This window comes from Coleofasciculus sp. FACHB-712, from assembly GCF_014695635.1.
Classification (GTDB): Bacteria; Cyanobacteriota; Cyanobacteriia; order Cyanobacteriales; family FACHB-T130; genus FACHB-T130.
This window is the reverse complement of the sequence record NZ_JACJOQ010000549.1, coordinates 1-12261: the sequence shown is the minus strand read 5'-3', so window position 1 is coordinate 12261 and position 12261 is coordinate 1. Positions and strand designations below refer to the sequence as shown.

Here is a 12261-nt window from a genome sequence, read left to right as displayed (position 1 = left end):
CGCTCTTCTAAGCCTTGAAGCAATTTACCGACTTGTTCTGCCATCCCATTGAAACTCAACGCTAGCACCCCAATTTCATCCTTTGATTGGATAGAAGTACGAGCATTGAGGTTGCCAGCAGTGAATTGAGTCACTGTTCCAGTGAGATTAATCAGTGGCTTAGCCAGTAGTTCTCCGATCGTAATCGCCGCGATAATGACTACACCTGCAATAATCGCAGCCAGCAACAGCGTGTCGCGGGCTTGGGCTTCGATAGGCGCTAGAAATACCGCTTTCGGTTGGACAAAAACCACAAACCACGGTCGCGTCTTTAGCTTGGTAACTGCTGCTGCGTTCGGCTCGTTGTTTGTAGAGGATAAGGCGGTTGTAAAGTAAGGGGATGTTGCAGCGTTATCTAAACCTTGCTCAAAATCAGGCAAATTTGTCGAAAAGTCTGCCGTTTTCCCCTTGGGCAACCGTCCTTCTGCTTGCAGAGCCTTCACTTTAGCCGGTGGGAGTGGTGCTACCGATTTAAAATTTAACTCAGGTGCGTTTCCGTGAGCTAAACGAATATGGTTTTCGTCTAGCAAAATCGCAAAGGAAGCGCTTCCTCTCACTAGGTCGGTATTTTGGCTAACCAATCGCTGGACAGCAGCGGCGTTATAACGGATACGTAAGACACCGATAGTATTTCCCGACGCATTTCGTACCGGACTACTGAAGTACAAACCGATCTCATTAGTACTTGGAGAAAACACGATGGGCGAGACATAGGGTAAGCCAGTTTTAAACGGTCGCTGAAAGTAATTCTGGTCAGATTTATCTGTACCGATATCTGGTGTATAGGTATCAATTACATCTCGCCCCTGACTATCGAGCAGCGCGTAGGACGAGATATTCAAAGTATCTTTACGGCTGAGCGAACGTAAAGCGCCCTCGACTTCTGAAGCGATACTTTGTCTCTGGTTAGCAGGTAAACTTAAGTACTTGGCGAAGACTGGCAACTGAGCTTCAACCCGGACAGCATCCAGATTCGAGTTTATAAAAGCATCTATACTCAGGGCAGTTTGAGAAGCAGAGGTTAAGAGGGTTTGGTTAGCATTGTTCGTCAGCGTCTTTTGTGTGGCTCGCTGATTCAAGAAGGCTAGTAATGCTAAGGGGAGGAGTGCCACACCCAGGAAAGAAAAAATCAGCTTAGTGCGTAGGGTATAAAGTTGGAGCTGTTTCACAGTCAATTTACCTTTTGTAACTGCTGCACAAAGGACGGATCGATTAGTTTTTGAATATCCGGCGCAGCGCTTAGCCCTCCGGTACGAGTATAAAAGTCGGCGTACAATTTGGCTGTATGATACAGCGACTCTGTTGTTGAACCTGGAGTAAATGCCTTTAAGTTGTCTTGCAAATTAGACAACTGGATGCCATCTGTTGAAATAATTTCAGGTTTGATATTGAGGGTTTTGGCAATTATTGCTTTGCTTTCTTCTGGATTCGCTTTCCAGTAGTCTTGGGCTTGGAACCAAGCGCGAATAAATGCCTTTATATCTTGAGGGCGATCGCGTAGCACATTGCTGTGAAACACGATGACATCTGGAATTAACCCAGGAGTCTGCTTACTGGTGAATAGCACTTTAGCCCCAGATTTGACTGCTTGAGACAAATGGGGTCCCCAGGTTTGTCCTGCTTGAATTTCACCACTTTTTAAGAAAGCTGGAATTGCTTCCGCTTCTATATTGACTAAGCTGACATCTTGAGTAGAAAGACCTTTCGTTTCTAGTATCTTAGTGACAAACAGTTCTCCAAAATCATTTAACTTAGTGCCGATCCGCTTACCCTTCAAATCAGCCACGCTTTTTATATGGCGCTGAGCTACCATTGCGTCAGCACCCGCTGATTGATCGGTGACTAAAACAATTTTTGCATCTGGGTTTTGCCCAAGCCTACTCATGACGCTACCTAATGGCAGCGCAACCCCATCATTTTTATTAGCACTGAAGTTAGACAGGGGTAGGAGATAGTTTTCTGAAAAAATGGGTTCGACTTTAACACCCTGCGCTTGGAAGAATCCTTTTTCTTGGGCGATCGCCATCGGAAACTGTCCAGCCCAAAGATTATAGCTGACCCTAAGAGGCAAAGACTGTGGGCTGGAAGTTACGGTTGTCGTGCCATTGCAGGCGGTGATTAGCACAATGCTGAGTAATACAAGAGATACAAAGCGTAGCAATCGAGATTTCATGCTAAAACCTGTTGATGTGTGTGACTGAATACGGTCAACTTCCTGGCTGCAACTGCTGCACAAAAGACGGATCGATCAGTTTTTGAATATCTGGCGCAGCGGTTAATCCTCCAGTACGAATCGAGAAATCGGCGTACAATTGAGCGGTATGGTACAACGACTCTTCTGTGGAATCTGGAGTAAACGCTTTTAAGTTTTCTTTTAAGGTGGACAGCTGAATGTTATCGGTTGAAACGCTCTCCGGTTTAATCTTCAGCCGCTTAGCAATCAGTGATTTGCTTGCTTCTGGGTTGGCTTTCCAGTAATCTTGGGCTTGGAACCAAGCTCGGACAAATGCTTTTATCTGTCCAGGGCGATCGCGTATTACATTGCTGCGAAATAAGATGACATTCGGAATCAACCTAGGTGTTTGCTTACTGGTAAATAGTACCTGCGCTCCGGCTTTCACTGCCTCTAATGTGTAGGGATACCAAGTTTGTCCGGCTTGAATATCACCGCTTTTTATGTGTGCTGGAATGGCTTCCCCTTCTATATCGACTAGCGTCACGTCATCGGTAGTAAGACCATTGCTCTCCAGCATCTTGACAACAAACAATTCTCCGTAGTCGCCTAACTTCACGCCGAGTCGCTTGCCCTTCAAGTCAACCACACTTTTAATATCACGTTGCACCACTACGGTATCAGCACCAGCCGATTGATCGGTTTCCAGGACAATGTGGATATCTGGGTTTTTCCCAATGATGCTCATCACACCACCCAATGTTACGATGATGCCATCATATTTACCTGCACTAAAATCAGAAACAACTCCTAAATAGTTTTCTGAATACACAGGTTCAACTTCCACCCCCTGTTCTGCGAAAAATCCTTGTTCTGAAGCAATCTCCATTGGGAAATATCCAGGCCACAGATTGTAGGCAATTCGCAGTGGTGGAAGCTCAGGTTTAGAGGTTATAAAGGTTCTGCCATTGCAGGCTGTAACCAGGAAAAGGCTGAGCAAAAAAAGAGACGCAAAGCGGAGAAATCGAGATTTCATCTTGAAAAACTGTTGATGTTTAACTGCATGGAATAACGCTTTTTTTCTCGTTAATTTCCTGCCTGCGACATCTGCACAAAAGAAGGATTAATCATTTTTTGAATATCTGGCGCGGTGCTTAATCCTCCGGTGCGAATATAGAAGTCGGCGTACAATTTGGCGGTATGGTACAACGACTCGGTTGTAGAACCAGGAGTAAATGCTTTTAAGTTGTCTTTTAAGGTGTACAACTTGACACCCTCAGTGGAAATTTCTTCAGGTTTGATGGAGAGCGTTTTCGCAATCAGTGCTTTACTTTCTTCGGGATTTGCCTGCCAGTAATCTTGCGCTTGAAACCAGGCGCGAATAAATGCTTGAATGTCTTTTGGGCGATCGCGTACTACTGAGGAGCGAAACACGATTACACTCGAAATTAAGCCGGGTGTGTCCTTACTGGTGAATAATACTCGCCCTCCAGATTTGGTTACTTCAGATAAGTACGGTTCCCAAGTATGTCCCGCTTGAATATCCCCGCTCTTAAAACGTGCTGGAACCGCTTCTCCTTCTACGTTGACTAGGGTCAAATTATCGCTAGTCAAACCATGTTTCTGGAGCATTTCGCTGACAAATAATTCTCCATCACCTAACCTGACTCCGAGGCGCTTGCCTTTCAAGTCAGCGACACTTTTAACCTCTGGGCGAACTACTATTGAGTCAGAACCAGCCGATTCATCAGTTGCCATCGCAATCTGTAAATCCGGGTTTTTCTCAATGATGCTCATCAAGCTACTTACTGTGATGGCAACTCCATCATATTGTCCAGCACTGAATTCAGACACCGATTCTAGAAAGTTTTGGACATAGACGGGTTTGACTTTGACCCCTTGAGCCGTGAAGAATTCTTTTTCTTGAGCGATCGCGATTGGGAACAACCCAGGCCACAAATTGTAGCCGACGGTAAGGGGCTGAGTTTCTTTTTGGGAAGTCACCGTCGTGCTATTGCAGGCTGCGATCAGCACAATACTGAGCAAAAAAAGAGACACGAAGCGGAAAAGTCGAGATTTCATAGAAACTATTTTTGTGACTTAACTGGGGTTATGCTGCCTTTTATCGCTGAACCGATTGACAGCTTTACGAATGTTCGATCCCAACTCTTGGGCTTCTATTGGCTCAAAGCCTTGTCATCGTTGGTTTTTCTCTCGCTAACTCAGGAGTTGAGCGATCGCCCAAAAGGAAGACCTGCAATAATCAGAGTTTGCATCAGTACCCTTCTTAGAATTCCCGATTTTCTTCGGGTTTTCACCATCTGTTCTATATCTTTAGTGGAGGGTGTGGGGATCGAAGCGGGTCGATTCCTTAGCGCTAGAGAGCCAACAAATGTAAAACACCTTGGCGTTGCCATTGGATTTGAAGGATGTGACAACGCAACTTGGTATAAGTATTAAATCAGCACTAATCAACGGATTGCTCTTTCCCAGTGCGAACTGACAAGTCAGAGCTAGGCTAACGCCTCGCTTCGCTGTTTTCATGCCCAAAGGGCTGTACGCGATCGCAGCCCAGAGGTAAGCGTTTTTTGGCGAGTTGCAAGCAGTCTATGCATTTAAAATTCAGGGAGAATGCCCTATGACCATTTGGGTGAACGAACAGATCGACCCGTCTGGGATGATTCATGCCTGTATTGCCTGTTGTGATGAAGCGCAGGCACAAGATTGTCATGAATCCTACCAGCAAAATTTAACCGATTTCCAAAAGGAGTCGGGTTGGATTGCCAGATTGCGGACGGTTGATTCTTGGGATGAGGTGCCAGTGAATTCCCTGAAACTGGATTAATTAAAGCGATCGCTAGGTAGAAAAACTGATTGGGTTAGGTATGCTTGGGCGGACGCAGCTTCCCAGAACTAATGGGAATGAGGATTTGGCTGAGGATTCGCAGTTGTTCTGCTGTACCCATGCAAATGAGCAAATCTCCCGCCAGTAATTGAGTTTCTCCCGTGGGACCCCCGATGAGGGTGCCATCGGCGCGACGAATGGCGAGAACTAAAGCGCCCGATTGCGATCGCAACCGGGCTTCTCTTAGGCTTTGTCTCACAACGGGACAACTTTGAGGATCGATCAGGAACTCTTCCATATAAAAAGCTCGATCGGTTCCCGTCAGGATACCATCCACAAAGTCCATCACCTGGGGTCGAAGTGCTGCCGCTGCCATGCGCCTGCCGCCGGTAATATAGGGAGAAACCACGGCATCAGCACCGGCGCGTTGCATTTTTTGCACCGCTTCTTCTGTACTTGCCCGCGCGATCGCTCGAATGTTTGGATTAAGCGTTTTCGCCGAAATCACCGTATAGAGATTTTCTGCATCCGAAGGTAGCGCCGCCACCAGACAAATCGCCCGTTCAATCGCTACCCTGTGAAGCGTGTCATCCAGCGTCGCATCGCCTTGCACCGCGATATAACCCAACTGTAGCGCCTCCTCTACCGGCTCCACCTGAGAATCTATTGTTACAAACGAAATGCCTTCCGCCTTAAACTCTTTAGCAATCTGACGCCCGGTGCGTCCAAATCCACAAAGGATATAGTGTTCGTTTAAAGAATCTACCAAACGCCGCCGCTGCCTCAGTCGTCCTCCCTCTTGAAAGTAGCCTTGAATCAGGGCTTCTGTAAACCGATTGACGATGTAACCGATGCTGACCACACCTGTTAAAATCAGGGCGATCGTAAACAAGCGACCGCGATTACCCAGCGGATTAGTTTCTCCATACCCCACAGTTGCTAGCGTGATCACAGTCATATAGGCTGCATCTGACCACGACCAACCCTCCACCAGCTTGTACCATAAAGTGCCGAGCAGGGCGACACCAAAGAGTGCGATCGCACCGCCAATCAACTCTTGACGAAGGCGTTCATATTTTTGCTCAAGTGCTGTCCGATCGTTGCTTACACTGCCTGTAGTCACCTAAGTCAATTTTAGAAAAAAATGTGGAGGATACCCTCGCAGGATAACCGCTCTCGACTTGTAAAGTGAAGCACAGAGTCAATATTCTTAGAGAGACAGCTATGTTTGTACTCATTGGTGGAGCCGGACTTGTTGGGTTGGATTTAGCGCAACGGCTGGTAGACCTGGGGCATACCGTCGCCGTAATTGATATCGATCCAAGTGCTTGCCGGTATGTCCGCGAACAAGTCGGCGCAATGGCATTTGAAGGCAGTGCTGTCAGTACCGAGGTGCTGCTAGAAGCCGGGATTCACAAAGCTGATGCCGTCGCAGCCGTTCTCCGTCATGATGCCTTAAATCTAGCAATGGTCACGCTTGCTAAACACTACGGCGTTTCCCATATTGTGAGTCGAGTGCGCCACCGTGATTTTGCCGAACCCCTACGCATTGTCGGGGCTTCTCATATCATCAGTACTGTTGATTTGGGAGTTTCTACAATGGTGAATGCGATTGAGTATCCGCAAGTAGAATCAATGATGCATTTTGAGCAGGGTCAAATTGAAGTTTTAAAACTCTCGATTCCCCAAAAGTGCTATGTTGTCGGTCTTACCGTTGCTGAAATTGCTCAGGAACCCCAATTTCCTACAGGTTCTTTAATTATTGGTTATCAATCCCATCCCCACATGGATTTAGAGATTCCCAACGGGAGTACAGTGTTAGAGCCAGGAGCGACAATATTAATGGTGACGAAGCCAGGGTCATTACATCAAGCCATTGATTTTATCAACGGTTGTACCTAATCATCTTCTAGTTTCATCAGTTGTTCATCAATCGTTTTTATCCGCCCTTGCACGATTTCCTCAGAGAGAATTCGCTGCCGAATTGCCTCATTCAACGCCCCTTTTTCTGCCAATAGCAATCGTCGTCTAATCGCGTCAAGTTTTGAGCGATCGCCTTCAACTAATTGTCCCGGACGACGATTATAAAGATTCCGCAGCGCTTTTTCTGCCCCGGCAACTTGCACCTGATAAACGGCTCGCATTTCTTCATAAACACTTTTTGGCAAAACCCCTTTTTTCAATAGACTATCCAATTCATCTTGAGCTGCCTTAGAAGCAATTAACTGAGCCTGCAATTCCTCAATTTGTTGGCGAGAATCTGAGAAGCGAGAGAGTTGCAACCGGCGTACAAACCAAGGTAAACTTACGCCCTGCCCTACGAGAGATAACAACACCGCACCAAACACTAAGGCGATCAACTGCTCTCGCCCCGGTAGTGTTGTAGGTAAGCTAAGGGCAAGAGCCATTGAAAGAGAGCCTTTGATATTACCTAAAAACAAGACGTGCTGCCAGCGCAATGGAATCGGACGGTCAAACCAACGCACTCCAGCCAACAGCGGATAGACAGTGAGGACTCGCGCAATTTGGTAAGCCAAAACGGCAAGCAGAACCGCTGGCAAAGTCCTCCAGAACGTCACCGGGTTTATTTCTACACCAATCAGCAGAAAAATAAAGGTATTGACTGCAAAACTGGCATAGTCCCAGAAACTTAACAACGCGATCCGATCGGAAGCAGACGTGCTGCGAGAAAGCCCAACGTTCCCGAAAATTAATCCAGCTACAACCACAGCCACAGCACCGGATACCCCTAAAGATTGCCCGATTTGAAAGGTTCCTAATGCAACTGCAACGGTTAGCAAGAGACTGCTAAGGGGATCGTGTAAACGAAGAAATACAGGGATGCTTAAATAGCCCAAGACTAAGCCAACGAGACTGCCTCCCACGGCAACAAATAATAGTTGTTGGATTCCTTCTAAGACTGTGAGCGAACCTGTCGAATACACTGTCAGAATCAGGTTAAATGAAACTAGAGCGGCAGCATCGTTGAAGAGGGTTTCTCCTTCAACGATCGTGGAAAGCCGGGAGGGTACAGGTATCTCCTTAAAAACGGCAATCATGGAAACCGTATCAGTGTTTGCGAGAATAACTCCAATTAGTAGCGCCGGTATCCAATCTAGCCCTAGCCCAAATTTCAACAGAACGGCAATAATCGCCGAGGAAAGTATCGCCCCTGGACCCGCTAAAAGGGCAATTGGTTTAAACGTGCTTCGGAGACGGCTAACATCTGTATTGATGCCAGCTTCAAAGATGAGAATTGGCAGGAAAAGATTCAATACTAAGGAAGGATCGAGTCCAATCCGGCGAGAAAATAGTTCCGTGATTGGTAAACCTGCCAACACTAAACCCGTGACATAGGGAACGCGAAGCCGCTGTGTCACCAGGGCAACGACTGTGGCAATTAGCAGGAGAATAATCAGAATTGGGACTAACTCTGCAATGTTTGCTTGAGGCTGCTGGTTTGTTTGGTTAAGATTAGCGAGAACAAACGGCTGCGGAAAGCACCAGACGGGGAGTTTTGCTAAGGACAAAAGATGCATCATCTGATTTAGCTGATTGGGACAAACAAAAATGAGGAGCGATCGCAACTTAAACTTTCCCAAAATCATCCTGTCAGACGAGCCGATTGGATCAAGTGCAATGCTCGCGGTCAATCTTAGACTCAACCTGGAGTCGCGTGGACGATGTTAACCGCCTCAGCTAACCTTTCGCAAGTAAGCCTGTTTCTGTTTTCTCAGGGTTTATAGTTCCCTTTAAACAGAACTTTTTGAAAATTCCCTTTAAGATTGCCAAATAAGGATAAAAAATTTCAGGAGTAAGCAGTGAGTCTAGAAACTCTGGTTGAAAATTCCTCAATTCCGGCAGAGTCAGGCGTGTCCGTTCCGTATGACCCAGAAGGCTTTGACGCCTCGGTGATGAGTACCTACGGGCGCTATCCCCTAGCTTTAGAACGGGGTGCGGGTTGCCGCGTGTGGGATAGCGAGGGGCGCGAATATCTGGACTTTGTTGCCGGGATTGCCACTTGTACCCTCGGACACGCTCACCCAGCTTTGGTGGAAACCGTAACTCGCCAAATCCAGACGCTGCACCATGTCTCTAACTTGTATTACATCCCGGTACAAGGGGAATTGGCAAAATGGTTGATCGACCATTCCTGCGCGGATCGGGCGTTTTTCTGCAATTCCGGTGCTGAGGCGAATGAAGGGGCAATCAAACTGGCTCGGAAATATGCCCACACGGTCAAAGGGATCGAAAAGCCGATTATTTTGACGGCTCACGCCAGCTTCCACGGGCGCACGTTGGCGACGATTACCGCTACAGGTCAACCGAAGTACCAGAAAAATTTTGCCCCGTTGATGCCTGGTTTTTACTATGTGCCTTACAACGATATTGGGGCGATCAAGAATGCGATCGCTACCCTCGACGAAGGCGATCAAGGTGTCACCGCAATTATGCTGGAAGCCTTGCAGGGAGAAGGTGGCGTGCGTCCCGGCGATGTCAAATACTTCCAAGAATTGCGGAAAATCTGCGATGAGAACGACATCTTGCTAATTTTAGATGAAGTGCAAGTTGGCATGGGTCGCAGCGGCAAGTTCTGGGGATACGAGCATTTGGGAATTGAGCCGGATATCTTCACGTCTGCCAAGGGATTAGGTGGTGGCATTCCCATCGGTGCAACCTTGTGCAAGAAACATTGTGATGTTTTTCAGCCGGGAGATCATGCTAGCACTTATGGCGGCAATCCTTTTGCCTGTGCGGCTGCGTTAACCGTGTGTCAGACGCTAGAACGGGACAATATTCTGCAAAATGTACAAGATCGGGGCGAACAATTACGCGCTGGATTGAGCGCGATCGCATCTAAATATCCCGACCAAATTAGTGAAGTGCGTGGCTGGGGTTTAATCAATGGGATGGAGTTGAAGGCAGAGATTGATTTAACTTCAGCAGATGTTGTGAAAGCAGCGATCGCCGACGGCTTATTGCTGGTGCCTGCTGGTCCCAAAGTGATTCGATTTGTGCCGCCGCTGATTGTCTCTGCTGAAGAGGTAGACCAAGCGCTGCAAGCCGTTGAACGGGCAATGGCAACCGTAACCGCGTAGGGAATCGGAAAGTTTTGAGTTATGAGTGTTGAGTTTTGGATTAAGAATGCTAACTCAAACTCATAACTCTTTTAAGCCGCTTCCAGAGGAGCCATTGTTAACCCAGCGCGACTGAGTTGCTCGTGGTAAAGTTCTGCCTGCTCTTGGGGACCCACCCAAACAATTGCTTGACCTTCAAAGTGGATTTGATAGGTGTGTTCCCAAGCGAGATCGCTCGTCATGTCAGGGATATACTTCACCAAACACTCGTGAACGTGTTCAAACGTATTAAAATCATCGTCCAACACGATCACTTTGTAATTAGGATATAACTTGCGGACAACTTGACTAGATCGTTCAGGAGTCTGAACAGGAGCTTGAATCGGTGCAGCGGCGGTCGGTAAAGTTATACCGGAGGCGATCGCGCCAACAGCGGCTGAAAGTCTCCTAGTCATAAGGCAGATTGCGAAAAGACCTTAACAAAATTAATTTACAAGTATTTTGCTCTATTTTAACAATCCTGAATCCCCGAAAGTAACAGGTTAAGTCAGAATCATCTTCGTTTCCTGTGACAACCAAGCAAAACCAGAGCGGGATTTGGTGCAAAGTTTTGGCGAAATGTCAACAAAACCTAGAAACCCTCTACCAGGAATTGTTCAAAGCGTTGTATAAATCCAACCGCCAGCTGTACCAAAGGCCATCCGACCAAACAAATCAGCGCCGAATTGCGAGTGCTAATATCTAACCCTTGGCGGACTGCTACTATCACAGCCAGCAAACTCCAAACGGCTAGCACCCGCTCAAGTGGTTGTCCGAACAAAGGAATCAGCGTTAAGAAGTTCAGCACTTGCGGAGCATAGGCAAAGCCAATCGGAATCATCAAATCCCTATAGGTAACGTGATTTGGTTTTCGCCACTCCCCAATCTTCCAAATGGTAAGCGTCCAGAAATAGTAGCCTCCCACAATGCTCATCCCATCAATCAGAAGCGCCAGCAGCATTACGGGCAGCGTTGCCAGGTTAATTAATAAAATAACAGCACTACCCAAAGCATGGGACAGTGCTGCTAAAATCACAATAGTTTGGGCAATTCGATAGGTTTTAGGCGTATTTCGAGCATTTTCATAAAAATTTCCATCTAAAGCAAGTGCATTCCAAAGGGTCGTGCCCAAGCTTACTTTTGATTCCTCGCTGCTCACGTTGAATCCTTACTACTCGCGATTGATGACGACTTTGGATAGGATACTGCCTCAGGGAGCCAATCACCAAAAAAATTCACTTCCTGACCAAAATTAATTGACGTTAAGACAGTAACAGTAAGCAACTAGATATTCTTGAATGCTGCGATTGATTTGGCGGATACTTGTATGGCTTCGGGGGGGAACCTTGAAGCTGTTGCTCCTAGCGGTCTTTATACTCATCATCTGGGGTATTACTTCGCCAGTCGGGACTGTCGTCTGGTGGCTAGGACAAGGAGCAGAAACTTTAGGTTTTAAGAAAAACCAAAGCTCGATCTTGCCACCCAACAATGACTCAAATCCTGCCTCCAAATCCTCCCAAATCAATTGTTACATTGTCTTTTTGACAGGGGTGGGAGATTTTTCTGCCAATGAATTAACGCCTGGAGAAGAAGTTTTTTTAGACCGGATTGTTGAGAGTCATCCTAACTGCGTAGCTGTAGGAGATGTTTTCCCATACTCAGCAGAGAACAAGGGTCTAGGAGGACAGCGCTTATTAAGCCCCGTATGGCACTTTGCGAATCGAAATGGTGGGATGGGAATCGCCAGCGTGCTGATCAAAATCCGCAATCTCTGGCGATTTGCGATTTCCGCCGATCCTCGCTATGGCTCTATTTATAATCAGGGGATTGCCAATGCCATCATCGAGCGGATGAATAGTGGGCAGCCCATTTCCCGTAAAGAGAGTAAACCGCTTGACATCATTCTCGTTGGAACGAGTGGTGGTGTACAAGTTGCCTTGGGTGCGGCTCCCTATCTTAACCAATGGCTAGATACAAAAATCACTATCGTCTCTGTGGGTGGGGTCTTTAATGGGAGGTCGGGCTTTCAGGCGGCTCGTTTCTATCACCTGCGAGGGAGTCGAGACTGGGTTGAGGATCTCGGCGGT

The 12261-nt window shown here is 47.1% G+C and carries 12 protein-coding genes; 4 read left to right on the top strand and 8 right to left on the bottom strand.

The genetic code is table 11. From position 1 onward, the window contains the following. The 4 genes from H6F50_RS19450 to H6F50_RS19435 form a co-directional block, all read right to left on the bottom strand. Positions 1-1208 (bottom strand): cache domain-containing protein (locus H6F50_RS19450; RefSeq protein ID WP_190429969.1); only part of this gene is annotated, 1208 nt, incomplete at its 3' end. Positions 1209-1210: 2 nt separating this feature from the next. Further along, positions 1211-2212, bottom strand: a complete 1002-nt coding sequence (locus H6F50_RS19445) for an ABC transporter substrate-binding protein (protein ID WP_190414449.1) — start codon at positions 2210-2212, stop codon at positions 1211-1213. A gap of 34 nt (positions 2213-2246) precedes the next feature. Beyond that, a complete protein-coding gene (locus H6F50_RS19440) occupies positions 2247-3248 on the bottom strand; it encodes an ABC transporter substrate-binding protein (protein WP_190429968.1) in 1002 nt (333 codons plus the stop codon). A gap of 50 nt (positions 3249-3298) precedes the next feature. Beyond that, a complete protein-coding gene (locus H6F50_RS19435; RefSeq protein WP_190414451.1) occupies positions 3299-4294 on the bottom strand; it encodes an ABC transporter substrate-binding protein in 996 nt (331 codons plus the stop codon). A gap of 556 nt (positions 4295-4850) precedes the next feature. Here H6F50_RS19435 and H6F50_RS19430 point away from each other — a divergent pair. Beyond that, complete coding sequence (locus H6F50_RS19430) at positions 4851-5057, top strand: glycogen debranching protein (RefSeq protein ID WP_190414452.1); 207 nt, start codon at positions 4851-4853, stop codon at positions 5055-5057. Between the two features lie 34 nt (positions 5058-5091). Here the strand turns inward: H6F50_RS19430 and H6F50_RS19425 are convergent, their stop codons facing one another. Further along, positions 5092-6180 (bottom strand): NAD-binding protein, encoded by a 1089-nt coding sequence (locus H6F50_RS19425; protein ID WP_190429967.1) that lies wholly within the window; start codon positions 6178-6180, stop codon positions 5092-5094. Positions 6181-6281: 101 nt separating this feature from the next. Between H6F50_RS19425 and H6F50_RS19420 the strand changes: the two genes are divergently transcribed. Continuing rightward, positions 6282-6959, top strand: a complete 678-nt coding sequence (locus H6F50_RS19420; protein ID WP_190429966.1) for a TrkA family potassium uptake protein — start codon at positions 6282-6284, stop codon at positions 6957-6959. On the opposite strand, the gene H6F50_RS19415 is transcribed toward H6F50_RS19420, so the two are convergent. Continuing rightward, positions 6956-8599, bottom strand: coding sequence for a sodium:proton antiporter (locus tag H6F50_RS19415; RefSeq protein ID WP_242029114.1), 1644 nt, complete (start codon positions 8597-8599; stop codon positions 6956-6958). The two genes, H6F50_RS19420 and H6F50_RS19415, sit on opposite strands and share 4 nt — an antisense overlap. A gap of 279 nt (positions 8600-8878) precedes the next feature. On the opposite strand from H6F50_RS19415, the gene H6F50_RS19410 reads away from it, so the two are divergent. Further along, entirely contained in the window at positions 8879-10156 is a 1278-nt protein-coding gene (locus tag H6F50_RS19410; protein ID WP_190429965.1) for an acetylornithine/succinylornithine family transaminase, read from the top strand. 71 nt (positions 10157-10227) lie between these two features. On the opposite strand, the gene clpS is transcribed toward H6F50_RS19410, so the two are convergent. Continuing rightward, positions 10228-10590: an ATP-dependent Clp protease adapter ClpS gene (gene clpS, locus H6F50_RS19405; RefSeq protein ID WP_190414456.1), complete on the bottom strand. Its 363-nt coding sequence runs from the start codon at positions 10588-10590 to the stop codon at positions 10228-10230. A gap of 176 nt (positions 10591-10766) precedes the next feature. Continuing rightward, the gene (locus H6F50_RS19400; RefSeq protein WP_190414457.1) at positions 10767-11333 is read right to left on the bottom strand and encodes a hypothetical protein; all 567 of its coding nucleotides are present in this window, start codon (positions 11331-11333) and stop codon (positions 10767-10769) included. A 139-nt stretch (positions 11334-11472) separates the two neighbouring features. Here H6F50_RS19400 and H6F50_RS19395 point away from each other — a divergent pair. Next, on the top strand, positions 11473-12261 hold a 789-nt coding region (locus H6F50_RS19395; RefSeq protein ID WP_190429964.1), incomplete at its 3' end, for a hypothetical protein.

Excerpts from the sequence above, each read along its gene's own strand:
- H6F50_RS19445 (WP_190414449.1), bottom strand. The coding sequence starts at position 2,212 with ATGAAATCTCGATTGCTACGCTTTGTATCTCTTGTATTACTCAGCATT.
- H6F50_RS19440 (WP_190429968.1), bottom strand. The coding sequence starts at position 3,248 with ATGAAATCTCGATTTCTCCGCTTTGCGTCTCTTTTTTTGCTCAGCCTT.
- H6F50_RS19435 (WP_190414451.1), bottom strand. The coding sequence starts at position 4,294 with ATGAAATCTCGACTTTTCCGCTTCGTGTCTCTTTTTTTGCTCAGTATT.
- H6F50_RS19430 (WP_190414452.1), top strand. The coding sequence starts at position 4,851 with ATGACCATTTGGGTGAACGAACAGATCGACCCGTCTGGGATGATTCAT.
- H6F50_RS19420 (WP_190429966.1), top strand. The coding sequence starts at position 6,282 with ATGTTTGTACTCATTGGTGGAGCCGGACTTGTTGGGTTGGATTTAGCG.
- H6F50_RS19415 (WP_242029114.1), bottom strand. The coding sequence starts at position 8,599 with ATGATGCATCTTTTGTCCTTAGCAAAACTCCCCGTCTGGTGCTTTCCG.
- clpS (WP_190414456.1), bottom strand. The coding sequence starts at position 10,590 with ATGACTAGGAGACTTTCAGCCGCTGTTGGCGCGATCGCCTCCGGTATA.